The sequence below is a fragment of the Paenibacillus sp. J22P277 genome, assembly GCF_059383675.1.
Genome location: NZ_JBXENS010000002.1, coordinates 805,649 through 831,426, shown reverse-complemented (window position 1 = coordinate 831,426; position 25,778 = coordinate 805,649). Strand labels below are relative to the sequence as shown.

Annotated in this window: 13 protein-coding genes and 4 tRNA genes; 15 read left to right on the top strand and 2 right to left on the bottom strand. The window is 61.2% G+C overall.

Translation table 11 applies throughout. The annotated features are described in order from the left end of the window. The first annotated feature begins 127 nt into the window (after positions 1–127). The 11 genes from AC50YL_RS08420 (at position 128) to AC50YL_RS08370 (ending at position 21,288) form a co-directional block, all read left to right on the top strand. Positions 128–910, top strand: a complete 783-nt coding sequence (locus AC50YL_RS08420; protein ID WP_494830955.1) for an SDR family NAD(P)-dependent oxidoreductase — start codon at positions 128–130, stop codon at positions 908–910. A 95-nt stretch (positions 911–1,005) separates the two neighbouring features. After that, complete coding sequence (locus AC50YL_RS08415; RefSeq protein ID WP_494830954.1) at positions 1,006–2,103, top strand: mandelate racemase/muconate lactonizing enzyme family protein; 1,098 nt, start codon at positions 1,006–1,008, stop codon at positions 2,101–2,103. Between the two features lies 1 nt (position 2,104). Continuing rightward, the gene (locus AC50YL_RS08410) at positions 2,105–4,450 is read left to right on the top strand and encodes a glycoside hydrolase family 95 protein (protein WP_494830953.1); all 2,346 of its coding nucleotides are present in this window, start codon (positions 2,105–2,107) and stop codon (positions 4,448–4,450) included. A 125-nt stretch (positions 4,451–4,575) separates the two neighbouring features. Continuing rightward, a complete protein-coding gene (locus AC50YL_RS08405; protein ID WP_494830952.1) occupies positions 4,576–6,873 on the top strand; it encodes a helix-turn-helix transcriptional regulator in 2,298 nt (765 codons plus the stop codon). Positions 6,874–7,004: 131 nt separating this feature from the next. Then, positions 7,005–8,645, top strand: a complete 1,641-nt coding sequence (locus AC50YL_RS08400) for an extracellular solute-binding protein (RefSeq protein ID WP_494830950.1) — start codon at positions 7,005–7,007, stop codon at positions 8,643–8,645. A 334-nt stretch (positions 8,646–8,979) separates the two neighbouring features. Next, positions 8,980–9,939 carry an ABC transporter permease gene (locus AC50YL_RS08395; RefSeq protein ID WP_494831215.1) on the top strand — a complete coding sequence of 320 codons (960 nt, stop codon included), beginning with the start codon at positions 8,980–8,982 and terminating at the stop codon, positions 9,937–9,939. 16 nt (positions 9,940–9,955) lie between these two features. Next, entirely contained in the window at positions 9,956–10,858 is a 903-nt protein-coding gene (locus AC50YL_RS08390; RefSeq protein ID WP_494830948.1) for a carbohydrate ABC transporter permease, read from the top strand. A gap of 112 nt (positions 10,859–10,970) precedes the next feature. Further along, entirely contained in the window at positions 10,971–12,677 is a 1,707-nt protein-coding gene (locus tag AC50YL_RS08385) for a type 2 periplasmic-binding domain-containing protein (RefSeq protein WP_494830947.1), read from the top strand. A gap of 96 nt (positions 12,678–12,773) precedes the next feature. Then, entirely contained in the window at positions 12,774–15,173 is a 2,400-nt protein-coding gene (locus AC50YL_RS08380; protein ID WP_494830945.1) for a glycosyl hydrolase family 95 catalytic domain-containing protein, read from the top strand. Between the two features lie 25 nt (positions 15,174–15,198). After that, the gene (locus AC50YL_RS08375; RefSeq protein ID WP_494830943.1) at positions 15,199–19,989 is read left to right on the top strand and encodes a X2-like carbohydrate binding domain-containing protein; all 4,791 of its coding nucleotides are present in this window, start codon (positions 15,199–15,201) and stop codon (positions 19,987–19,989) included. A gap of 102 nt (positions 19,990–20,091) precedes the next feature. Then, a complete protein-coding gene (locus AC50YL_RS08370) occupies positions 20,092–21,288 on the top strand; it encodes an SGNH/GDSL hydrolase family protein (RefSeq protein ID WP_494830941.1) in 1,197 nt (398 codons plus the stop codon). Positions 21,289–21,431: 143 nt separating this feature from the next. Here AC50YL_RS08370 and AC50YL_RS08365 read toward each other — a convergent pair whose 3' ends face one another. Together AC50YL_RS08365 and AC50YL_RS08360 are read right to left on the bottom strand one after the other, a co-directional pair. Then, complete coding sequence (locus AC50YL_RS08365; protein WP_494830939.1) at positions 21,432–22,271, bottom strand: WYL domain-containing protein; 840 nt, start codon at positions 22,269–22,271, stop codon at positions 21,432–21,434. Continuing rightward, positions 22,246–23,571 carry a helix-turn-helix transcriptional regulator gene (locus AC50YL_RS08360; RefSeq protein WP_494830937.1) on the bottom strand — a complete coding sequence of 442 codons (1,326 nt, stop codon included), beginning with the start codon at positions 23,569–23,571 and terminating at the stop codon, positions 22,246–22,248. The genes AC50YL_RS08365 and AC50YL_RS08360 overlap by 26 nt, the downstream gene beginning before the upstream one ends. A gap of 972 nt (positions 23,572–24,543) precedes the next feature. Between AC50YL_RS08360 and AC50YL_RS08355 the strand changes: the two genes are divergently transcribed. The 4 genes from AC50YL_RS08355 (at position 24,544) to AC50YL_RS08340 (ending at position 24,949) form a co-directional block, all read left to right on the top strand. Further along, positions 24,544–24,615: transfer RNA gene (locus AC50YL_RS08355), tRNA-His, on the top strand. Positions 24,616–24,626: 11 nt separating this feature from the next. After that, positions 24,627–24,701: transfer RNA gene (locus AC50YL_RS08350), tRNA-Glu, on the top strand. Between the two features lie 90 nt (positions 24,702–24,791). Then, positions 24,792–24,870, top strand: a tRNA-Pro gene (locus tag AC50YL_RS08345). A 4-nt stretch (positions 24,871–24,874) separates the two neighbouring features. Then, positions 24,875–24,949, top strand: a tRNA-Glu gene (locus AC50YL_RS08340). The last annotated feature ends 829 nt before the right edge of the window (positions 24,950–25,778 follow it).

Here is a 25,778-nt window from a genome sequence, read left to right as displayed (position 1 = left end):
TGGATGGGCGAACAAATACGGATTTCAACGTCCATGATACGATAAACGGACAGGGAAGAAAAGACGCGCCATGCCGGCCCGCGGATGCGCAGCCTCGGCAGCGTGCATGCAAGAGGAGGGGATAGCCATGCGGTTTGCGGGGCAAATCGTGCTGGTGACCGGCGGCGGCTCGGGCATCGGCGAGACGAGCGCGCTGAGCTTCGCCGCAGAGGGGGCCTCAGTCGTCGTCGCCGACTGGAACGAAGCGGACGGCCAGCGGACGGCAGAGCGGATCAATGCGCAACAACCCGCGAGGGAGGACGGACGTCCCCGCGCGATCGCGGTCCGCACGGACGTCTCCCTCGAGGCGGACGTGCGGAAGCTGATCGAGACGGCGATCGAGACCTACGGCAGGCTCGACGTGCTGTATAACAACGCCGCGGTCATTCATCCGGGGCTGCTTGAGCATATCGGGGAAAACGCTTTCGACCGGCTCATGGCCGTGAACGTGAAAGGCGTCTACCTCGCGATCAAGCATGCGATCCCCCATCTGCGCGCGACGAAGGGACGGATCGTCAACATGTCGTCGCTCGGCGGCCTGACGGGCCAGGCGAGCAATCCGGTTTATGCGGCTTCCAAGGGGGCCGTCATCGCCATGACCAAGTCGCTCGCGCTCGATTACGCGCCGGACGGGGTACGCGTCAACTGCCTGTGCCCGGCTGGGGTCTCGACGCCACTGCTGAACGCATGGGTGCGGCGGCAGGCGGACCCGGCGCAGGCGGAGCAGGCGCTGCGCGACATGCATCCGCTCGGCCGCCCGGCGACGCCGGAGGAGATCGCGGACGCGGTGCTGTTTCTCGCGAGCGGCCAGTCGGCGTTCATCACAGGCGCGGCGCTGCCCGTCGAAGGCGGCGCTTCTTTAGGCTATTAATGTTTAAGGCCGCGAAGGAAATACGAGCGACACCTATTCACCGGCATAACATTACATGCGGCATCCATCCAACCCAACGAAAAGAGGTTATTTACATGCTCATTACCAAAGTCGAAACCTTCGTGCTTCACGTGCCGATTACACCGCCGATTACCGATGCCATCAACGTCGCCACCCACTGGGGTTTGTCCGGCGTGCGGATCTTCACCGACGAAGGCATCACGGGCTGCGGCTATACGGGCACCTGCGCGTTCGGCGACGAGATGATCGTCGACACGATCGACCGCTATTACGCGCCGGAGCTGATCGGCAAGGACCCGTTCATGGTCAAGGAGCTGTGGGATACGATGCGCTTCGGCAAGATGCATTGGATCGGACGCGCCGGCGTGACGCACATGGCGCTCGCGGCCGTGGACATCGCGCTCTGGGACATCATGGCGAAGGCGTCGAACAAGCCGCTCTGGCAGTACCTCGGCGGACACAAGAGCAAAGGCATCAAAGCCTACAACACGAACGGCGGCTGGCTGAACTGGTCGAAGGAGCGCTTGCTGAAGGACGTCGTCGAGATCGTCGAGCAGGGCTTCGCGGGCGTCAAGATCAAGGTCGGCCGGCCGGATCCGCGCGAGGATTACGACCGCGTCAAAGCGGTGCGCCAAGCCATCGGCGACGACCCGATCTTCATGATCGACGTCAACCAGCAGTGGAACATCAACACGGCGATGACGTGGGGCAAGCGCCTCGAGGAGTTCGACTTGTTCTGGCTGGAAGAGCCGCTGAACCCGGACGACATCATGGGCCACAAGAAGCTCGCGGACGAGCTGAACGTCCCGATCGCGCTGGGCGAGCACGTATACAATAAATACGCGTTCCGCGATTATATCCATAACGGCGCGCTGGAATACTGCCAGGTCGACGTAACGCGCGTCGCGGGCGTCACCGAATGGCTGCAGGTGGCGGGACTCGCCGCCGCGTACGACGTGCCGGTCTGCCCGCATGTCGGCGACATGGGGCAGATCCACCAGCATCTGGTGGCCGCGACGCCGGGCGCGTTCATGCTGGAGTACATCCCGTGGATCCGCCATATCTTCGAGGAACCGGCGACGATCGAGAACGGCTTCTACGTGCTGCCGCAAATGCCGGGCGCATCCACGGATATCATTCCGAAATACTTCAATGAATATCGGGTGCGCTAAGATGAGCGGGATGAAATTGACCTTTATCGGCCCGGCGGACGGATGGAAGCAGGGGCTGCCGCTCGGCAACGGCCGCCTCGGCGCGGTCGCGCACGGCGGCGGCGCCGGCGAGACGTGGTGCGTGACGGAAGCGACCTATTGGTCGGGCCAAGCCGAGCCGCCCGCAACGCCGTCGCGCGGCAAGGCCGACGTGGCCGCGATGCGCGAGCTCTTCTACGCCGGCGATTATGCCGCCGGCGAAGAGATGGCGAGCCGGCTGCTGCAGGCGGAGAAAGGGAATTTCGGCACGAACCTGTCGCTGTGCGACGTCGTGCTGTCCTTCGGCGGAGGCGTGCAAGCCGGGGTTGCAGGCACAGGTCTCGTGCGCGAGCTGAATCTGGAGGAGGCGCTCTACAGCGCCGATTTCGCCAGCCCCGGATCACCGGGCGTCTGCCGCGAGCTGTTCGCCTCGCATCCCGACAACGTGCTCGCCGCGCGGCTTTGGAGCGGCGCGGACTCCGCGGGCGGCGTGACGTTCGCGCTCCGGCTGGAAGGACGGACGGATCGCTTCGCCGTCGAGGCTTCGGGCGAAGGCATGCTGGCGTTCGAAGGCCAGGCGACGGAAACGATGCACAGCGACGGCACCTGCGGCGTTCGCGCGCGCGGCGCGGTCAAAGTCGTCGCGCGCGGCGGCTCGGTCGCGGCGGCGGACGGGGCGATCGTCGTGGACGGCGCCGACGAAGCCTATGTCTATTTCGCCGTGGAGACGGACTATCTCCAGCCGGACGGCTCATGGGCGCAGGCCGCCGCGGGCCGGGCGGAAGCGGCGGCGGCGAAGGGCTACGCGGCGATCCGCGCGGCGCATATCGCCGATTACCGTTCGCTGTACGCGCGGGTCGAAGCCGACTTCGGCGATTCCGGCGCTTCGGCGCTGCCGCTCGGCGAACGGACGCGGCGCCTTCGCGAAGGCCATGACGATCCGCAGCTGTTCGCGCTGTTCTTCCAATACGGCCGCTACCTGACGATTGCCGGCTCGCGCGCGGATTCGGCGCTCCCGATGCATCTGCAGGGCATCTGGAACGACGGCGAAGCGAACCGGATGGCGTGGAGCTGCGACTACCATCTCGACGTCAACACGGAGATGAACTATTACCCGACGGAAGCCGCGAACCTGGCGGAGTGCCACGTGCCCTTGATGCGCTACGTCGAGCGGCTGGCGGAAGCGGGCCGGGCGACGGCGCGGGCGTATTACGGCAGCGAGGGTTGGGTCGCACACGTGTTCTCGAACGCATGGGGCTTCACGTCGCCGGGCTGGCATTACTCGTGGGGCCTCAACGTCACGGGCGGATTGTGGATCGCGAACCAGCTGCGCCTCCATTACGAATATAGCCTCGACGAGCGGTTCCTGCGCGATACGGCGTATCCGGTGCTGAAGGAAGCGGCGCGCTTCTATCTGGACTACATGACGGTGCATCCGGAATACGGCTGGCTCGTGACGGGACCTTCGAATTCGCCGGAGAACAGCTTCTACGCCGCCGGCAGCGCGGAGCGGTCCTACACGCTCTCGATGGGGCCGACGATGGATCAGTCGCTTATCCGCGATTTGTTCGAATTCTGCGCCGAGGCCAGCGAGCGGCTGGGCGCGGACGAAGCGCTGCGGGAACGGCTCCGCGGGGCGATCGCCCTGCTGCCGCCGCTGCGGGTCGGCGCGAACGGCGGGCTGCAGGAGTGGCTGAAGGATTACGGCGAAGCGCAGCCGGACCACCGGCACTTGTCGCATCTGTACGGCTTGTACCCCGGCAGTCAGATCACGCCGCAGGGCACGCCGGAGCTGAGCGAAGCGGCGCGCAAGACGCTGACCTCGCGGATGCGGGACGAAGGGCTCGAGGACGTGGAATTCACGCTCGCGCTGTTCGCGGCGAATTTCGCCCGGCTGCATGACGGCGTCCGCGCCTACGACCAGCTCTCCTACCTGATCGGCGAGCTCTGCTTCGACAACCTGCTTACGTATTCCAAGGCGGGCATCGCCGGGGCGGAAACGAACATCTTCGTCGCGGATGGGAACTTCGGCGGCGCGGCGGCGATCGCGGAGATGATCCTGCAAAGCCATGCCGGCGAGATTCATCTGCTGCCCGCGCTGCCGGAGCAATGGCGCACGGGACGGATGACGGGGCTGCGCGCGAAGGGCAACGCCCAGGCCGATCTGGTCTGGCGGGACGGCGAGCTCGTCGAAGCGACGATCCATGCGTTCGCGCCGCTTCGGACCGTCGTGCGCTACGGCGGCCATGCGCTGCCGGTCGCGCTCGAGGCGGGCGGCAGCCGGCGGTTCGAGCGCGGCGCGTTCTTGTCCGGCGAGCAGGCGGAATAGACCGATGGCGGGCAACCGCAGGCGTTTTCTCGCGCCCGCGGTTGTTTTTGCTTTTGTATCCGGGATTGCATAAGACGGGACAGGCGATATAATGGATGAGACACGGAAAGTAGGGGGAACGACGCGTGAGCAGGCATTCCAGGATTTTTCGCAGCTTCTTGATATCATATATCGTGATCCTGATTATTCCGAGCTTGGCCGGATACATGTCTTATCGCACATCGATCGCCGTGACGCAATCCATCTCCATCGAGAACAGCGTGACCCAGCTCCAGAAGAGCCAGCAGATGCTCGAGCGGCGGATGGCCGAGGTCGAAGGCTTCACGCGGCAGCTGGCGCTCAATCAAGACCTGTACGTGCTGATGAACGAGAAGCAGGGCGACGGGGACGGCAATGTCTACGGCATTTGGAAAATCATGAAGGAGGTCATGGTGTTCAGCCAGACCAATGATTTTCTGAAGAACTATTACATTTACCTGCGCAATTATAATGTCGTGCTGACGCCGGGCTCGGCCTACTTCAGGCCGGAGCATTATTACGAGAACGCGCATTATGCCGACATGGATTTCGCCCAGTGGCAGACGACGCTGCTGAACCAAACGCACAGCCGCGAAGTTTTGCCGCTGATGCCTTTTACTTTGAACGGCGCGCAAACTTCCGTTATCTCGTACATGCAATCGCTTCCATTAGACAGCTTCGGCAAGCAATCGCCCGCGACGGTCGTCGTGCTGATCGATCAGAAGACGATCGCGAGCCTGCTCTCGGGCGTGAAGGACCGCTACGGCGGATGGACTTACGTCAGCGACGAACACGGGAATGCGGTCAGCATGTCCGGCATCGGCGAGGACGATATCCAGGCGATCAACGCCGACGGCGCTTTCGATGCGACAAAGCAGAGCCAGTTCTACCACGACGATCTCGTCATTACGACCCGCTCGGCCTCCACGGGCTGGGTGTACAGGGCCGGCATCCCGCGGAAGGCGCTGATGGAAAACGCGAACACGATCAAATACATCTCCTGGTCGGTCACCGGCGCGGCGCTGCTGATCGGCTTGGTCGTCGGCTGGTTCCTCTCGCACCGGAACAGCGCGCCGATCAACCGCCTGCTCGGCGTCGTGCGGGAGCAGTTCGGCAAGGACGAGCCGATCGGCCGCAACGCCTACGACTTCCTGCAGGGGAACATCTCGACCATCATCTCGAGCAACCGGGTGCTCGAGCAGGAGCTGAACCGGCAGCTGCCGCTCATCCGCGACGCGTTCCTGAGACGGCTGATCGCGGGCGAATTCCAGACTCGCGAGGAGATCCAAGCCGCCGCGGCCCAAGCCGATACGGGCCTGACGCTGCGCACGGGCTATGTCGGCATTCTGCACGTGCACGGCTACGCCGGGCTCGATACCGTCGAGATCCTGAACGAGCTCAGCGCCGCGAGGCTGCTCCTGAAGCAGAGCCTGCGCGACGTCGACGGCCGGATTCTCATGACCGACCTCGGGTCGGACCGGGTCGTCGCGATATTCGCGTGCGCCGAGGAGGCAGCGGACGAGCCGCCGTCCCGGGACGGCATTCAGGCGGCGCTCGATCCGTTCGCGGCGTTCATGTTCAGCGAATACAAAATCACGGTGACCGGCTCCTTCGGCGATCCGTTCGCCTCCGACATGGAAGTCAGCCGCTCGTACGAGCAGGCGAAGGAAACGATGGGCTACGCCGATTACATGCAGCGGAAGGGTTTCCTCTGGTATGCGGATATCCGCCAGGAGAGCACGACGTACTATTATCCGCTCGACATGGAACTGCGGCTCATCAGCACGATTCGCGCCGGGGAAGAGGACGAGGCGAAGCGCATCGTACAGTCCGTCATGCAGCAAAATACGGAAGACCGCGAATTGTCGCCGGAGATGGCGAACCAGCTGATCGGCGAGCTGAAGGGCACGCTGCTGAAGCTGCTCGACCAGAAGGCGTTCGCGGAATCCGAGCATTTCGAAGACGCGAAGAACCGCATCATGGAGATTCAGTTGACGGGCTCGATCGAAGCCATCCGAAGCGAGCTCTACGGCATCATCGAGGCGATGTGCGGGATGATCACGAGCAAGAAGAACGACCTGCACATCCGGACGGTGGAACAGATCAAGCAATTCGTCGCCGAGCAATTTTCCGATGCCGATCTGACGCTGTACCGGATCGCGGAGCAGGCCGAACGGCCGGAGAAATACATCTCGCAATTGTTCAAGGAAGTGACGGGTACGAATTTGTCCGATCATCTGGAGAAGGTGCGGATGGACAACGCCGCGAAGCTGCTGCGGGACAAATCGCTTACCGTGGACGAGATCGCCGTGCAGGTCGGCTACAACAGCTCGCACTCGTTCCGCCGCGCCTTCAAGCGGGTCATGGGCGTGGCGCCGAGCGCCTTCCGGCAGTCGTTCGACTGACCGCAGGCACCCGAGCGAATCCGCCGCGCGCCGGCGGCTTGCCCGCAAAAGCCGGCCCGGCCAGAACGCGACAACCAAGCATTTCAACTAACCAAGAGCCGGACATAGGCAAGAAAGGAGCTTTCACGCTCATGAAGCTACGCCTTATCTTATCCATTCTCATGATCGGCATGCTGCTGAGCGCATGCTCCTCGTCGCCTGACGAACCTCCGGAGCCGTCTCCGCAGACGGGGGCGATCCCCATCAGCGTCTTCGCGCAGCAGGACGTGGGACAGAATCTGCAGACGAACGCGTTCTCGCGCTACCTGGAGCAAACGTACGGCGTCGATTTCAACTGGGAGGCGATCCCGTACGAAGGCGCCAAGGAGAAACGCCAAATCTCGCTCGCAAGCGGCAGCTATGCCGATACCTATATCCTGACCGCGTATATCGACCAATTCTCCAAGGCGGAGGAGCTGCGTTACGGCAAGCAGGGCATCTTCCTGCCGCTGAACGGCCTGATCGACAAGTACGCGCCGCATATCAAGGCGGCATTCGAAGAGAACGCCGCGCTGCGGGAGCTCAATACCGCGCCGGACGGGAATATTTACGGCCTGGTCAGCTTCAGCGAATGCTTCCACTGCTCGTACCCGAACAAAATGTGGCTGAACTCGGTCTGGCTGGACAAGCTCCATCTGGCGATGCCGAAGACGACGGCGGATTTCAAGCGCGTGCTGGAAGCGTTCAAGACGCAGGACCCGAACGGCAACGGGGAGGCGGACGAGATTCCGCTCAGCGGCTCGACCGAGGATTTCGGCGTGCACATCGTGCCCTTCCTCATGAACGGATTCATCTACGACGACGACCGCGACTATCTGATGCTGAAGGGCGGCAAGGTCGACTCCGCGGCGAACAAGCCGGAATGGAAGGAAGGCCTCGCCTACATCAAGTCGCTTTACGATGAAGGTCTGATCGATCCCGGCGCGTTCACGCAGAGCGCCGAAGCGTACAAGAAGCTCGGCGACAACGAGAGCGTGGCAATTCTCGGGGCGGGCGCGGGCATGCATCCCGAGATCTTCGTCGGGGGCGAGACCGGCAGCAACCGCTCGCGCAACTACGCGCCCGTCCCGCCATTGACCGGTCCGCATGCCGCTTACGCCGTGCATGACGAGGGCGGCATCAACCCGGGAGCGAAGTTCGTCATCACGAACAAGGCGACGCCGGAGGCGCAGATCGCGCTGATCAAGATGATCGATTACATCTACACGCCGGAAGGCCAGATCCACGCGGAGTCCGGGGAAGAAGGCGTCGGCTGGCGCAAGCCGGAGCCGGGCGAGCAGGCGCTTGGCAAAGACGTCAAGCCGTTGTTCGCCGGCCTGGTGACCAAGGAAGGCGCGCCGCCGAACAATTCCGGCTGGGTCGGCACCGGTCATTTCTACATGCCGAAGTCGTACCGGGACAGCTGGGTGCAGGGAACGGACATGTATGCGCCGAACGGGTACGAGCGCCGCTTGCAGGCGGCGACGCAGCTGTACGCCGGCAAGGAGCCGAAGGAGCTGTTCCCGGCCTGGGACGTCTGGGTCGACGAGGCCGACGCGCAGCGGGCGAGCATGCTGGAGACGAATCTCAAAAATTACATCGATCAAAATACGCTGCAGTTCATCACCGGCGTGCAGAATCTGGACACGGGCTGGGATACCTACGTCAACGGTTTGGACGACATGGGACTGCCCGCGTACCTGTCCATTTTGCAAAAAGGCTACGACGTCTATCTCCACAACCGCAGCAAATGATGCAGGACCCCGAACCGCCAAGGCGGCGATCGGGGTTCTTTTTCGTTCCTGGGCGTCGATTAACGTTTTTACAGTTGAAAGGGTTTTCACCGATTTATGGGAGCCAAAGGGCCGTTTTTCATGAAAAGGGCTGAAAATGGCCGTCATACGGGCGATTGTCCCCCGAAAATCAGCTGAAATGTACGCTCGAAACCCCAAATGTACCTATTCGAAAACCCGCTCCGGACGCTAATATCGTTCATGTGGAAAGCGCTATCATGCATCGCCTTGATTCATGCATCATCGCTTCGTGCATCATTGGATTCGCCTGGGAGGGATTGTTCTGAACGTGGAAATGGCAGTAGAGAAACCGGCGAAGACGCCGGCCAAGCGGAGCAGAGGGAAATTGTCCGGCGCCGCGGCGAGAAGCTTCGCCAAACACTGGCAGCTGTACCTGATCGTGACGCCGCCGCTTTTGTTCTTCTTTATATTCAAGTATTACCCTATGCTGAACGCGGTGCTCGCCTTCAAGGACTACAACGTCATCAAGGGGATCTGGGGCAGCCCCTGGGTCGGCACGAAGAACTTCAAGCTGTTCTTCGATAACCCGATCTTCTGGGATTTGATCAAGAACACGGTGTACTTAAGCGGGTACCTGCTTCTCGCGGGCTTCCCGATACCTATTCTGCTCGCGCTCATGCTGAACGAGGTGCGAAGCAATAAATTCAAGCGGGTCGTGCAGCTCGTCACGTTCGCCCCGTATTTCATCTCCACGGTCGTCATGGTGTCGATCATCATGCTGTTCCTGGCGCCGCGGCTCGGTTTCGTCAACGTCATCATGAATCATTTCGGGCTCGACTCGATCAACTTCCTCGGAGAGCCGGGCATGTTCCGCTCGATCTACGTCTGGTCGGACATCTGGCAGACGGCGGGCTATTCCGCGGTCATCTATCTGGCGGCGCTCGCGGGCATCGATCCGACCTTGTACGAGGCGGCGAAGGTGGACGGCGCGTCCCGGTTCCAGAAGATCTGGAACGTCGATATCCCGGGCATCCTCCCGACCATCGTCATCGTGCTCATCCTGAACGTGGGCAACATCATGGCGATCGGTTTCGAGAAGGTGTACCTGCTGCAAAATCCGCTCAACCTCGGCAATTCCGAAATCATCTCGACGTACGTGTACAGCATCGGCCTCTTGAACGCCAACTACAGCTTCGCGACGGCGGTCGGTTTGTTCAACTCGGTCATCAATCTCGTGCTGCTCGTGCTGGTCAACGGTCTGGCCAAACGGCTGACGAACAATAGTCTGTGGTAGAAGGAGCCTGAAACGAATGACAACGACAACGATGAAGCGAAAGATAAGGGAATCGGCAGGCGACCGGACGCTCATGTTCGTCATCTATGCGGTTCTGACGATCGTCCTGATCGCCGTGATATACCCGCTGATCTATATCCTGAGCAGCTCCATCAGCAGCCCGGCGGCGGTGACCTCCGGCAAAGTATGGCTGTGGCCGGTAGACATCTCGTTCAAGGGCTTCAAGACTTTGTTCGAGACCCCGACGATCATGCGGGGCTACGGCAACTCGCTTTTCTACACGGCGGCGGGCACGTTCATCAGCGTGGCGCTTACCGTCATGCTGGCTTATCCGCTGTCCCGCAAGACGTTCTTCGGACGCAGCCCGATCATGATGATCATTACCTTCACGATGATTTTCAGCGGCGGCCTGATTCCGACGTATATGGTCGTCAAGAGCTTGCATCTGATCGATACCCGCTGGGCTTTGCTCATTCCGAACGCCATCTGGGTGTGGCAGGTCATCATCGCGCGGTCCTTCTTCCAGTCGTCCATCCCGGACGAGCTGATCGAGGCGAGCGAGATCGACGGCTGCAGCGACCTGCGCTTCATGGGGAGCGTCGTGATCCCGCTGTCGAAGCCGATCTTGGCGGTGCTCGTGCTCATGTACGCGGTCGGCCAGTGGAACGCTTATTTCGATGCGCTGATCTACCTGAAGTCGGCAAAGCTGTTCCCGCTGCAGCTCGTGCTGCGAAGCATCATCATCCAGAACAATAGCACCGGCATCATGGACGCGATGAAACAAGTCGAGCGCCAACAGCTCGCCGAGCTGCTCAAGTACGCGCTGATCGTGGTGGCCACGCTGCCGATCTTGATTATTTATCCGTTCGTGCAGCGCTTCTTCGTCCAGGGGATGCTGGTAGGTTCGGTGAAAGGCTGATTGCCGGCCTTTCCCTCCGGCTCTCCGGCCGGATCCCATTGAAAGGGGAGATGTACATGTAAGGTGGGGGTTGCGCTGTCATCATTCATACAAACAAAAGGGAGCGATCAAATTGAAAAAGAGAATCGGAAGCACACTCGCCGTTCTAGCGGCGTGCAGCATGATCCTGGCTGCTTGCGGCGGTAATAACGCGGGCAACAACGGGGCCAACAATGCGGGCAATGCCGCCGCAAACGGCGGCAACGCCACGCAGGCAGCGGACAATGGCGGCAACGCGCCGGCAGCCACCGAACCGACGCCGGTCAAAATCTTCTCCATCCAAGAGACGAACATCGACCTGCCGACGAATAAGTTCACGACCTTCATCCAAGACAAGCTCAACGTCAAGATCAATTGGGAAATGAACCCGACCGACGGCGCGAAAGAAAAACGCCAAATCTCCCTCGCGAGCGGCGACTATCCGGATGCCTACATGCTGCCGGCGTACATCGACCAATTCTCGCAATCCGACGTGCTCAAATACGGCAAGCAAGGCGTGCTGCTGCCGCTGAACGACCTGATCGACCAATACGCGCCGAACATCAAGGCGGCGATGGATTCCGACCCGGAATTGAAAGCGTTTAACACGGCGCCGGACGGCAACATCTACGGCTTGGTCGCGTATTCCCAGTGCTTCCACTGCTCGTACCCGAACAAAATGTGGCTGAACACGTCGTGGCTCGACAAGCTCGGCCTGCAAATGCCGAAAACGACGGATGATTTCAAGAAAGTGCTGGAGGCCTTCAAAACGAAGGATCCGAACGGCAACGGCAAAGCGGACGAAGTGCCGCTGAGCGGTTCGATCGAGGACTTCGGCGTACGTCTCGTTCCGTTCCTCATGAACGGCTTCGTCTACGACGACGACCGCAACTACCTGAACCTGACGAACGGCAAAGTGGAATCCGCCGCGACCAAACCCGAATGGAAAGAAGGCTTGCAGTACATCAAATCGCTGTACGACGAGAAGCTGATCGATCCGGGCGCCTTCACGCAAAATGCCGAAGCGTTCAAGAAAATCGGCGAAGCCGATACGCAAATCCTCGGCGCCGGCGCGGGCATGCACCCTGCCATCTTCGTCAGCATCGACAAAGGCAACAAATATTCCAAAGACTACAATCCGGTACCGCCGCTCCAAGGACCGCATGCGCAATACGCGACGCATGACGCAGGCGGCGTAGCGCCGGGCGCGAAATTCGTCATCACGAACAAAGCAAGCAAAGAAGCGCAAATCGCCTTAATCAAAATCGTCGACTACATGTTCACGCCGGAAGGCCAAACCAACGGCGCAACGGGCATGGAAGGCATCGACTGGGAGAAGCCGGGTCCGGACGACGTGGCCCTCGGCGAAGGCGTGCAGGCGCAATTCAAACCGATCCAGGCCGTCGAAGGCGAAGCGCCGCATAACGCGGGCTGGAGCGGCGTAGCCCACTTCTACATGCCGAAATCCTACCGCGACAGCTTCGTGCAAGCGACGGACATCTACGAATCGACGGGCTACGAGCGCCGCCTGTACAACGCGACGCTGCTGTACCAAGGCCATGAGCCGAAGGAATTGTTCCCGGCTTGGTCCGTATGGATCGATCCGTCCGAGATGGACGAAGCCAGCATGCTGCAAACGAACATCAAGAACTACATCGAGCAAAACGAGCTGCAATTCATCACGGGCAACAAAGATCTGAACAAGGATTGGGACGCGTACGTGAAAGGCCTGCAAGACCTGAAGCTGGATCGTTACCTCGAGATCCTGCAAAAAGCTTACGACTCTTCCACCCAAAAGTAAGACTATCCGGGAGCGCGGGGCGTTCTGGCAAGCCAGAACGCCTTTCGCTTGCCTTTGTCGCCCCAAGGAAGAGGCATGACAGGAGGACGATTACGCATGAACGCATGGCAACAAGCGATGGCCCACGCGATCCGGTACGATCGTCCGGCGGCTACGTTCTTCGAGGGCGCGCTGCTCGGCAACGGCGGTCTCGGCGCGGTCGTCACGACCCGTCCAGACGCGATCGTCGTTCATTTCGGCCATAACGACGTCTGGGACATCCGCATCGCGGAGAACAACAAGGAGCGAATCGGCGATTTCGAAAGCATTTTCGCCCGCCTGAAGGAGATTCCCTCGCACTATGCGTCGCTCAAGGAAGACGATTGGTACCGCGACTACGTGGAGATGGCCGGCGAAAACTATACCTTCCCCTACCCGCGTCCGATGCCTTGCGGTTCGCTGCTGCTCGGGTTCGACCGGCGCGAGGTGGAGGTGCTGGGCCACGCGCTGCATGTACATAACGGCCTCTGCGAGATCCGATTGTTGATCGGCGGGCAGCCGGCGACGCTGCGCGTGTTCGTGGAGCAGGGACAGGACGTATTGTGGGCGGCCTTCGACCAGCCGGCGGTTGGCGATGGCGATGTTCGCGCAGCCTGGACGTTGGCGTCGGTCTTTAACCGGATGAAGCTTATTCCCGATCCGGAGACGCCGGGCGACATCCCGTCGCCGCAGCCCTTTCTGGACGAGACGTCCGCGCGGCTGTCGTTCCGGCAAACGCTTCCCTATGCGAACGGCGCGTCGGGCGGCGGGGAAGATCGCTCCCGCGATCGGGCATTCCGGTTGTCGGCGAGCATGGGCGAGACGAGTTCCGTGCGGAAGCCCGGCGGAGACTGGGAAGGCGCGGTCGAAGCGCCGGCATCGGGCTTTGTCGTTCGCGTGCAGCTGGAGCAAGGATTGGATGCCGACGTGCCCGCTGTCGCGCACGATACGGAATCCGCGTCGCTGCCTCGCATGGAAGAAGCCTTCGACCAGGCGGAAGCCAGCTGGCGTGATTACTGGGACCGTTCGGGCGTCAAGCTCGAGGATGCCGCTTTGGAGCAGGCATGGTACCGGAATCTCTATTTTTACAATTGTTCCGTAAGCGCTTCCCACACGTGTCCCGGCCTGTTCGCGAATTGGAGCTACGGCAAGATCGGCTCGGAATGGCATGGCGACTACCACATGAACTACAACACGCAGCAGCCGTTCTGGCTGGCATTCTCGAGCAACCACGTCGAGAAGCATCTCGCCTACGTCGGCATGGTCGATCTCATCCTGCCGGTCAGCCGGAAGTGGGCGCGGGAGTATTACGGCCTGCGCGGCGCGTATTATCCGCATTCCGCGTATCCGGTCGAGATGACGATGATGCCGTATCCGGTGCCGCATTGGGGCTGGGAGATTTGCGAGACGCCGTGGACGGTGCAGAGCCTCTGGTGGCACTACCTGTACACGATGGACAAAGGGTTTCTGGAAACGCGCGCCTTCGTGCCGATCCGCGAAGCGGTGCTGTTCATGGTCGATTACATGAAGCGCCCGGAAGCGAGCGGCGCGGCATGGGGCGACGACAAGTACCATATCTTCCCGACCGTCGTGCCGGAGCTCTACGAGCTGACGCCGGGCTTCGCGAAGAACAGCGACTGCATCGTCGATCTGACGTTGACGAAGTTCCTGTTCCGGGCCTTCAAGGACGCCTGCGCGGCGCTGGACCGCAGCGACGCGGAAGCCGATCTGTTGGCCGAGACGGAGGAAGTGTTGGCGCGTTTCCCGGCCTATCCGACGGCGGAATCGCGGCGCGGCACCGTGTTCGTGTCGATGCCCGGCGAGGATCCGGAAGTCGTCTACAACGTGCCGAACGGCATAACGACGATTTTTCCCGGCGAGGACCACGGCCTGCATTCCCCGGCGGACGAGTACGCGATCGCGGTCAATTCGTACCGCAATCACCGCAACGAGGGCGGCAACGAGCTGGTGTTCTACGCCATGGCCGGCGCGCGGCTCGGACAGCTCGACCTGGAGCGCTTCAAGCGCCAGATCGCTTATTGCCTGCTGCCGAACGGCACGTGCACGGACAAGCTGCTCGAGAGCGGCGGACGTTATTCCGATACGACGTCGTTCGATTACATGGCGCCGATGGGCGTCTGGTTCGAGAATTTCGCCCTGCCCGCGGTCATCAACGAATGCCTGCTGCAATCCTACAACGGCGCGCTGCGCCTGTTCCCGAACTGGCCGGCCGGCAAGGCCGCGGCCTTCTCGACGCTTCGCGCGGTCGGGGGCTTCCTGGTCAGCGCCGAGACGGACGCGGAGGGCGTGCAGTGGATCGAGGTATTGAGCGAAGCGGGAACGGAGCTTTGCCTGTACAATCCATGGGGAACGGACGTTGTCTGCGTCACGGACGAAGGAAAGCAATTGCGGGGCGGCGATATGATCGCGCTGCCGACCTCGATAGGCGAACGCATCCGGTTTATGAAAGCGCTATAACAATCCCTGTGAAGGAGATGTTCAGATGATTCGCAACAAATTGAAGAAAATCGGTTTCGGGCTGCTGCTGACCTCGGTCGCCGTCGCCCAGTTCGGATTCGTCCCGGCCAAGCAAGTCGCCGAGGCGGCGGACAACGGCTTGGCGCAGAAGCCTTACATGGGGTGGAGCAGCTACAGCCTGCAGGTGTTCGACGGCCCGTCCGGCAACTGGACGTCGGCCGCCAAGCTGAAGCAGCAATCCGACGCGATGCACGAGAAGCTGCAGTCGCACGGTTACGACTATATCAACATCGACGCCGGCTGGAACGGCGGCATGGACGAGTACGGCCGGCCGATCCCGAGCACGACGCTGTATCCGGACGGCTTCCAGGACGTGATCGATTACGTGCATCATAACGGGCAGAAGATCGGGCTTTACATGATTCCGGGTCTCTCTCCGCAAGCGTACAACGACAACCTGGAGATCTACGGCACGGACGGCAAATGCCATATGCAGGATATCGGCATGCCGGACCGCCAAGGGGATTATTGGGGACTCGGGTACAAGATCGATTTCGAGTCGCCGGATTCCAAGGATTGCGCCCAAGCCTACATCGATTCCATCGCGGACCTGATCGCTTCGTGGGGCATCGATTTCGTGAAGTTCGACAGCGTGACGCCGGGCTCCGGCCACAACGACACGTCGATCGACGCGCGCGGCGACGTCGCGGCCTGGTCCAAGGCGCTGGCGAAGCAGGACCATAAGATTTGGTTCGAGCTGTCGTGGGCGCTCGATCACAACTACGTCGACTTCTGGAAGGAACACGCGAACGGCTGGCGGGTCGACTGGGACGTCGAGTCGTACGATCCGAAGGTCGGCATGACGCAGTGGGCGAACATCGCCCGCCTGTTCCCGGATGCCGCGCTCTGGTGGCGCGATGCCGGTCCCGGCGGTTGGAACGACTTCGACTCGCTCAACGTCGGCAACGGCTCGATGGACGGTTTGACGAAGGATGAACGGCAAAGCGCCATGACGCTGTGGGCCATGTCCTCGGCGCAATTGTACACGGGCGACGATCTGACGAAGCTGGACAGCTACGGCCTGTCGCTGCTGACCAACGATGAAGTCATCGCGGTCAACCAAGCCGGCCATCCGGCGCATCCGGTATCGACGACGACGACCGATCAAGTCTGGTACGCCAATAACGGTGACGGCACCTACACGGTCGCTTTGTTCAATCTGGGCTCCAAGGAATCGAACGTCACGGTCAACTGGAGCGACATCGGCCTGAGCGGCGGCGCGTCCGTCCGCGATCTGTGGAGCCACGAGGACCTGGGCTCGTTCGGCACGGGCTACACGGCAACCGAGCTGGCGCCGCACGGTTCGCGTCTGTTCAAAGTCACGGCTTCCGGCGGCGCCGTATCCGGCGTCAACGACGACGACACCGGGATGAAATACACCGGCGAGTGGACGCGCAACGGCGGCAAAGAAGTCGCGCCCAGTACGCAGGATCTCGAGGTGGCGGTAAGCGACTCCTCCGCGGCGCCTTTGCGTGACGCGGCTGCCGGCACGAATGAAGAATCGGCCGGCAACGGAGACGTTTCCGCTAACGCTCCGGACGATGCGAATCAAGGCGCATTGCTGGCGGCGGCGAGCCATAGCGTGGTGATCAACGACGACGATCCGGGCATTGCGTATTCCAACGGTTGGCAGCACAGCACGAATCGCGAGCTGGATGATCTGAATCACGACGTGCACTATGCGCAGGCCGACAATTCGCAGCTGACCTATACGTTCACGGGAACCGGCATCGATTACGTGACGGAGTTGGAAGGCGGGCAAGGCAGCATCGATTTCTACATTGACGGCGACTTCAAGGAAACGGTGGATACGCATTCCTCCGGCGACCGCGAAGTGCAGCAAACGGTGTACAGCGCGACGGGCTTGTCTTCCGGCCCGCATACGCTGAAGGCTGTTAAGAAAAGCAACACGGCTAACGACTACATGCTGATCGACGCGCTGAAAGTCACGGCCGACACGCTGCTCGGCACGACGAGCGCGACGTTCGACGAAGGTGCTCCGGCCGACGTGGCGACGACGCTGCCGTTCGGCGCGAATTCGTTCGCGGGCATCAAGAACGGTGCGGCATCGCTCGTGAAAGATACGGATTATACGGTAGCCGGCAATACGGTTACGATCAAGCAGGCTTACTTGGCGCAGCAGCCGGAAGGCACGGCGAATCTGAGCTTCGCTTTCGCGGGCGGGGACACCCAGACGCTGGCGGTGACGATCGTCGTCCCAGAGGTGCGCAACAGCACGATCAACCCGACCGCGGCGGGCTTCGACCTGAAGGTCACGAAGCAGGCCGACGTGACGACGACGCTGACGTTGAACGACAATACTTTCGTCGGCATCGATAACAACGGCACGGCGCTGGTTGACGGCACCGATTACGCGGTGAACGGCAACGTCCTGACGATCAAGAAAGCGTACCTGGCCAAACAAGCGGTCGGCGCGGTGCCATTGACGCTGACGTTCAGCGCAGGCAACCCGCAGACGCTGACGATCACCGTCGCGGATACCTCCTCCGAGGGCCGCTACGCCAATATCAACAACGACGATCCGGCCATCCACTACGACGGCTCCTGGAACCGCAGCTCCGGCCGGGGCATGGGCGATTACATGGACGACGTGCAGTTTGCCGAGAAGAACGGGGAATCGTTCTCGTATACCTTCCGCGGCACGGGCATCAAGGTAATCACGGAGATGGACGAGTCCCAGGGCGAGATGGACATCTATGTGGACGGCGTATTCAAAGCGACGGTCGACACGCATCGCAACGGACGTCTCGCGCAGCAGACCGTCTACGAAATCGACGGCCTGTCCAACAGCCAGCATACGCTTAAGGCCGTTAAGAAGTCCGGCAGCTTCATGCTGCTCGACATGCTGAAGGTCCGCATTCCGGATCTGATCGGCCCGACCTCGGCGGCATTCGATAAGAACCCGTCCGCGCAAACCGATCTGAGCGTTACGCTTCTCGAGAACGGCGGGAACTTCAGCGGCATCGCGAACGGCTCGGCGGCGCTGGCCGCGGGAACCGATTATACGGTGGACGGCAATACGGTCACGATCAAGAAAGCCTATCTCGCCACGCTTCCGGCGGGCGGCGTTGCCAAGCTGACGTTTAGTTTCAACGGCGACTTCTGGCAGGATGTCCATACGACGGCGACCGACGGAGACTTCTATACCTATACGTTCAAAGGCACGGGCATCGAACTGTTCTCGCCGACGGGCCCGACTCAAGGCGATATCGAAGTGTTCGTGGACGGCGTCTCGAAAGGAAATTTCAGCGCGACGAGCACCGACCGGGCCGTTCAGCAGCGTCTGTTCGGTATCGCGGGCCTCGCGAGCGGCGAGCATACGATTAAGGTCGTGAAGAAATCGGGCGCCGAGATGTACGCCGACCGGTTGAATTTCATCGTGGCCAGCGGCAGCACGTCGACCGGATCGGGTCCATGGGCACCTCCGATTACCGGCGGCACGGAAGTCATTCCAGGCCAAGTCAACGGCAACGGCGGTGCGAACGGCATCCAGCTCGACATTACGCGGACGACCGGGGCTGACGGAACCAAGAAGGACAGCGTCACGTTCGGCGCGGAGCAAGCGAAGAGCGCGATCGAGAAATTGAAGGCGGCCGGCGCGAAAACGGCGACGATCGTCGTGCCGGACGAGAAGGGCGTCACGTCGGAGACGAAAGTGACGATTCCGAAGGAAGCGAGTCAATCGGTCGCGGGCAGCGGCCTTGATCTGGGCATCGCTACCGCCGGCGGCGGCGTCGTGATTCCGAATGCTTCCTTGAACGGCTTTGCCGAGGAAGCAACGTTTACCTTCACGCCGGTGAAAGACTCTGCGGCGCGGCAGCAAATCGCGGACCGCGCGAACAAGGCATCGGTAGTCGCGCTGGCGACGGGCGACGGCGGCGTAACGGTCATCGGCCAGCCGGTGTCCATCGAGACCAACTTCCAAGGGCGTGCGGTAGACGTCATTCTGCCGCTTGACGCATCCGCGCTGGACGGCACGCAGCCGGGGCAACTCGGCGTGTACATCGAGCACGGCGACGGCACGAAGGAATACAAGCCGGGTACGATCGTGGAATGGCAAGGCGGCAAAGGCCTGCGGTTCACGGTCGATAAATTCAGTGCGTTCGCGGTCGTCAAGCATGACGGCGCAAGTAATCACGCGGCATACATGAACGGTTTCGAAGGCGGCCTCTTCAAGCCGGAGAACCGCCTTACGCGCGCCGAGATGGCGACGATCCTGTCGCGCGTCGCGACGCAGGACGGCACGCGCGAAGCCATCGCCTTCAGCGACGTGAAGTCCGGACACTGGGCGTCGGACGCGATCGCGAAAGTAACGAAGCTCGGCCTGATGAAGGGCTTCGGAGACGGTACGTTCAAACCGGATCAAGCGATCACGCGCGCCGAAATGGCGAGCCTGGCCGCGGCGCTTCTGCCAAGCGATGCTAAATCGGGAGCCGGCTTCCCGGATGTCAAGGGCAGCTGGGCCGAATCGGCGATTGCCAAGGTGCAGGGCGCGGGCATTATCCGCGGATACGCCGACGGCACGTTCCGTCCGAGCCAGCCGCTGACGCGCGCCGAAGCGGCCGCGATCATCAACCGCACGCTGGGCCGCGGTCCGCTTTACGGCGACGCGAAGCTGACGTGGACCGACGTGCCGAGCACCTATTGGGCGTACGGCGACATCGCCGAAGCGTCGGTGGACCACGGCTTTGCGGCAAGAGCGGCAGGCGGCGAGCAATTCGTTCCCGTCAAGTAAGGGTAATGATATAAGGCGGCGCGGCTGATCGCGCCGTCCGGAAGACGGCGAGCCCTTTCGATTCTTTCGAAAGGGCTCGTTTACACGAAAGGACGTGGACGCATGTTGGATGCAAGACATATCAAAATGCGGGAAGGCCTGCCGCGCTTTGCCGCCAAGCTGCTTCGCGGCGAACCCGCGACGGTCGCTTACTTGGGCGGTTCCATCACGGAGGGAGCGGGCGCTTCCGTACGGGACGAGACCAGCTGGCGGGCGTTGAACGGGCGGTTTTTGGCCGCGCGTTATACGGATACTGCCTTTACGTTCGTTAATGCGGGCGTAGGCGGCACGACGTCGACGTTCGGCGCGCATCGGCTGCGAGCGCATGCGTTCGGCCGAGGCGCGGTCGATCTGCTGTTCGTCGAGTTCGGCGTCAACGACGGGGAAGACCGGGAGGAATCGATCCGGGGCATGGAAGGCATCGTTCGGCAATGCCGCCGCTTGTCGCCGGAGACGGAGCTGGTCTTCGTCTATACGGCAGCCGACAAGAACCTGTCCGATGCGCTGCCTTTCAATATCGCGGTTCACGAGGAAGCGGCCGCGCACTACGGCATCGCTTCCGTTAATTTCGCCGGCGGCGTGCAGGACCTGATCCGCGCGGGACGAACGACGTGGGAAGCGCTGGCGCCGGACCGCGTCCATCCGAACGACGAGGGCCACAAGCTGTACGCGTCGTATGCGAATGCTTTTCTGGAGCAGGCGGCGGAAGCGGTCGCGGATGCGGTGGCCGCGGACGAGGGAGGCGCGGATCCGGTTCTGATTCCGTCTGAAATCGCGAACGCTTCGGTCGTGCCGAATCGGGAGCAAGCGGGCGATCTGCCGGTTCCGCTCGACGCGCGCAATTACGAATTCGCCTTCATGGCGGACATTGGCCCCGAGGTTGCGAGCGACGGCTTCGAGCCGCAAGCGCTCGGCACGGACGATCCGCTGATGAACTGGCGTTTCGCCACGGACCATCTTGCCGCGGAAGGAAGCCGGGGCGAGTCGCTTTCCTTCGGCATCGAGGGACGCCGCGCGGGTATCGTGCTGCTGCACGGTCCGGACAGCGGCAATCTCGAATACTCGCTGGACGACGGCGACAGCTTTACGCCGGTGAACGTGTTCGACGAATGGTGCGTGCTGGCCTATCGGCCGATTCCGGTCTTGTTCCCGTTTCAGCCGGAACGCGCGGCTCGGCACGTGACGATCCGCTGCACGGGGACGAAGGACGAGCGCAGCACGGGCACGGGCATCCGCGTGATGAAGCTGCTGGGCTCTTAGCAGGACGATACACGACAAAGACCCTCTAAGGCTGCCGTTACGGCGGCAATGGAGGGTCTTAATCATGGTCGGAATTTGGACGGCATGGAGGCGGGATTTCGACTTTTAGCGGGTGGCCTTCCACATTGTCATGCGGCGAAGCCCTAACCGGAGATGGCTGGCGGCTGGCCGTCGCTCTCCTGGACGCCAAGGCCATACCGGTCGAGCGCCTTGGCGGCCGTCTCCGCCATGCGGCGCTTCAGGTTATCCCCGTCGACGACCTTGACGCGCAGGCCAAGGAACCGGATCTTCGAGAGCAGGAATTCGCTCTCGTCGGCGAGGTACGCGACGCGGATCTGGTACAGGGCGGCATCCTCGTCGTAGTCGACGGATTTGTCGAAGCAGGAGAAGGCGTACAGAATCCGCGACAGCTCGGCATTGAAGGTCGGCATGACCTGGATGACGGCATGCTCCTTGCGCTGATCGAGCAGCAGGGCGACGCGCGCCTTCATGGATTCGGCTTTCCCGTCCGGCAGGTCCATGGCCTCGATGGAAACGATGTTTTTGAGCTTGGTCGACATGAGCGAGCGGGAGCGGGTGCTGCACCAGAGCAGGTACCACTCCCGCTTGACCATGTTGTACTCCATTTTGACGGGGAACCCGGTTTGGTTCGCTTTCACGCCGCCGTGCTTGACCTTGAACGTCAGGCGAATGCCGCCGTTCTGCAGGATGATCCGCCGGATCGCGCGCAGCAGCGGGTGGTACACCTGTCGCTCCTGGCTTTTGGCTTTCTCCACGATGACGTCGAGAATGTCGGTTGCAACTTCGTCCGCGAGCAGATTCCGCAGCTTGAGCAGGGTTTCCTCGGTGAAGGCATCCGCGGAGGCGTCGTGCGCGAGCATCATTTTCAGCCACGTCCGCTCCTGGGAAGTCAGCGCGTAGGAGCCCGATTCGTCCAGGCGGGAGATGATCTGGTAGTTAAATATTTTCTCGAACAGGTTCATAGTAGCGCTGCAGCTCCTTCCACTCCGCGATAAATTCCTTGCGCAGCCAAGCGGGCTCGAGCACCTCGCAGCTGGAGCCGAAGCTTCGCAGCCACGGCTTGATCTCGTAAATCCCGTTCACCAGGATCTCGTACCGGAACGTCGCGTCCGATTCCTCCGCGATCGTCCCCCACTGTCCCTGCAGCTCGACCCGTTCCCGGACGAAATTCGCCCCGGCCCCCTCCGGGTTGAAGAAGCGCGCCGCGACCTTCACGGGACGGATCGTATCCGTAACCCAGCTGTACTTCATCTGCTCCTGCACGATCCCGAGCCGCAGCGCGAACTCCTCCTCGGACACCGATTCGCCTTCCTCGATGCCCGTCAGCCCTTCCATTCGAAACTTCATGATGCCTTGACGGGCTTGATAGCCGATCAGGTACCAGCGTCCGTATTGGTGGTCGTACACGACCCGCAGCGGGAGCACCGTCTCCGACATGCCGTTCGATTCCCGTTCGAAGAGCGGATTCGTGTTCTGCGACGCGTAATTCTTCCCTCGCTTCGGCGACAGGTAGAGGAAATTCAGCTTCTTCCGCTGGCGGATCGCCCGGAAGATCGGGTAGAGATGCGCCTCGTCCAGGATGCGGGAGTGGTAATGGTATTTGTAGCGCCGGGTCTCCGCGGCGTCGGGATCGAAGCCGCGCCGGCGCAGGGCTTTCTTCAACGTGTCGCGCAGCAGATAGCCTTGGACGGAGGGCACCTGCGTGTTGGCGATGACGTCGACGTAGTCGAAGAGATCCATCAGCTCCTCGTCGCCCAGCAGCTCGATCAGGTCGTTCGCCGCCCTGTACTTGTACGGGCGGCCGCCTTGGAGGCGGAGGATGACTCCGACCTCCTCCAAATACTTGAGGTCGCCCCGGACGGTCTTCTCGTCGGGAAGCGGACCGTCCGCCGGCATTTGCTCGCTGCAGATATCCTGCAGCTCCTTGGCGGTCAGCGATTGCGTCTGCAGCGCGGTCAGCAGCAGCGTCAGCCGGATGCTCTCCGTTTCCTTCAACGATTTGGCGCGGAACAAGAAAAGCAGCAGCGGGTCGGCGGATTCGTAATAGTTGTAGCGGAGGCCTTCGGACAGCTCGGTGCCCTGTTCGGGCGGCAGCCCCTGCTGCAGCACCCCGAGCATGTCTTTGAGATTGCGCAGCGTTTTGTCGTAGGTATGTACGGAGATTCCCAGCCGGTCGGCGAATTGCTGCCTGCTGTACGCGCCGCCGGCCAGCGCCAGCATGCGAAGAAATTGAATTTCCTTGTCGAAGCTTTCCCGTGCCACCTGCGTTCCCCCAACTTTGTTCCGAAATAGCGGTATGATCTCCATTGTAACAAGCAACGGCGGGAGAAGAAAACGAGAAAATTTTTAAGGTTTGCCATACTTTCGCCCTGTTCGCGAACGACGGGATCGGTGAAAATCAGGTTACGAAGACGAGGCCGAGGGGCAGCGGATTCGCGAGTTCGCGGAGGCGCTTGGAAGGGTTACTCCTATTCAGCTAAAGTAACCGCGTTTCGAGCAAGTACCCTAGCCGCAAGGCACCGTACCTTTCCGCCATTTTCCTCCACGGCTTATCATGAAGCATAGAGCTAGAAGAGACTTTCCCAATTCCAACGTGAAACGAGGTGCAGGCGCATGTTTAACTTACTTCCCATCGGCATGAACGAGAAACCGGAGATAAACGAGAGCCCGATTCATCATCCGTGGCTGGAGGAACATCGCTCCTGCCGCCTATATCATAACCGCATTCTTTACGAACGCAGGCGCCGCATCCCTGCCGCCTTCAGGCCGTATTCCACGGCCTGACAGCCGCCGCGCAAGGAGACCCGCATACGCGTTGACGTAAAGACTGCTTGCTGCCAAGCGGTCTTTTTCTATGGCTGAATTCGCCGTAGGAAGAGGCCGGAGGGCAGCGGGGGTCTTTTTTCTTACCGAAAACGGCCCCATCGAAGTACATAACCGGTTTAAGGTGCGCAGGAGTTCGGTTGGCGCCGCCGCCGCAGCTCCGTCAGATTCGGGTGGGCGCTCCCGTGGTGTTCCACCAAAGTCGCTCTCATTCGAACTGCCGACGCTTGCGCTCCGTACCAAAAGTCATGCAAGCGCAAAGCCTTCGTTTTGCAGATGCCCACATTTGGCGCCTCCGCTGCAGCTCCGGCAGATTCCGGTGAGCGCACCGAAAGTCATGCAAGCGCAAAACCTGCGCTTGCGGAAGCCCGCCTTCGCCGTGGAGCGGAGGCGGGGAAGCAAGCAAGCATGGAGATCATGGCGAAAAGGCGAACGCGGCGGACTGTGAATCCGCAAGTACCGGTTCGAGTCCGGTTGGTCTCCCTTATTACCTTGGCGTGGTGGTGAAATTGGTTGAACACACAGGCCTTTCACGCCTGGATGTGCGGGTTCGAGTCCCGTCCACGTCATACGCTTTTATTACGGATGGGCGTTATCAGATAGGCCGCTGATTAGGGCGGCCGACAGATCGGCGGGTCGACCCCGCTCCTATCCGCCATCGGGACGTAGCTCAGCTTGGCTTAGAGCGCTTGCCTTGGAAGCAAGAGGCCGCAGGTTCGAATCCTGCCGTTCCGACCACTGCGACGTGGTGGTGAAGTTGGTTGAACACACAGGCCTTTCACGCCTGGATGCGCGGGTTCGAATCCCGTCCACGTCATCCTTAATTGAGAAAGCCGGTTCCGACGATCGCGTCGGGCCGGCTTGTTTTTTGCGTCCTAGGAATCCGCGGATGCGTCCGCAGCTCCTCGAGATGATGCGCGTTTAGAAGCCGCGGCGCTGACGGCAGCAGTGCATAAGGAAAGCGGTAAGCACAGATGAAACTTGTTCTCGGTATCCATCCATTTCGAGCTCACCCATGATGAGTGGGGAGCACCTCGGTGTCCGATGCCGCATCCGAACGATTTGGGCAAAGCGCCTCTGCGCGGCACCCTCATCAAGAAAAAAGCTGCGATTATGCAGTATTTCTGCGCGTATCGGACCGCTGACACGAGATTGCTGCAAATCTGCAGGAAATTCAGCCAATCTCAGCCTGATGCTTAATAAACAGCATGAATTGCTGTATTTTGGCAGTAATTTACGTCTTTGGCCTAATGCATCCCAAAAAAGATGCACATTTGCAGGATTGCGCAGCGGTTACAGTCGGATCTGGATGCAGGTTGTTCATTTCTGCAGATCCGACCGATATGCAGGGTAGCCGTCTATTCAGACCGACCTATCAGGTCCAACCGACATACAGTAGCCCATCCATGCAGCCCAGGATTATTCAGATCCAACCGATATCCAGGGTAGCCCATCCATTCAGAACGACCTATCAGACGACATGCAGGATTGTTACATCCATGCACGCCTGACCTATTCAGATCCGACCGACAAGCACAATTGCCCATCCGTGCCGGCCGCCCGTCGAATTGCCCTTCTGCGTAGATCCGACGGACGCGACGGCCTTGCACCGTGAGCAGGTCCGACACGCGCTCTAGGCAGCCCTT

Coding starts and splice junctions, on each gene's coding strand:
- AC50YL_RS08395 (WP_494831215.1), top strand. CDS start 8,980: ATGGCAGTAGAGAAACCGGCGAAGACGCCGGCCAAGCGGAGCAGAGGG.
- AC50YL_RS08365 (WP_494830939.1), bottom strand. CDS start 22,271: ATGAACCTGTTCGAGAAAATATTTAACTACCAGATCATCTCCCGCCTG.
- AC50YL_RS08375 (WP_494830943.1), top strand. CDS start 15,199: ATGATTCGCAACAAATTGAAGAAAATCGGTTTCGGGCTGCTGCTGACC.
- AC50YL_RS08380 (WP_494830945.1), top strand. CDS start 12,774: ATGAACGCATGGCAACAAGCGATGGCCCACGCGATCCGGTACGATCGT.
- AC50YL_RS08420 (WP_494830955.1), top strand. CDS start 128: ATGCGGTTTGCGGGGCAAATCGTGCTGGTGACCGGCGGCGGCTCGGGC.
- AC50YL_RS08390 (WP_494830948.1), top strand. CDS start 9,956: ATGACAACGACAACGATGAAGCGAAAGATAAGGGAATCGGCAGGCGAC.
- AC50YL_RS08415 (WP_494830954.1), top strand. CDS start 1,006: ATGCTCATTACCAAAGTCGAAACCTTCGTGCTTCACGTGCCGATTACA.
- AC50YL_RS08370 (WP_494830941.1), top strand. CDS start 20,092: ATGTTGGATGCAAGACATATCAAAATGCGGGAAGGCCTGCCGCGCTTT.
- AC50YL_RS08410 (WP_494830953.1), top strand. CDS start 2,105: ATGAGCGGGATGAAATTGACCTTTATCGGCCCGGCGGACGGATGGAAG.
- AC50YL_RS08400 (WP_494830950.1), top strand. CDS start 7,005: ATGAAGCTACGCCTTATCTTATCCATTCTCATGATCGGCATGCTGCTG.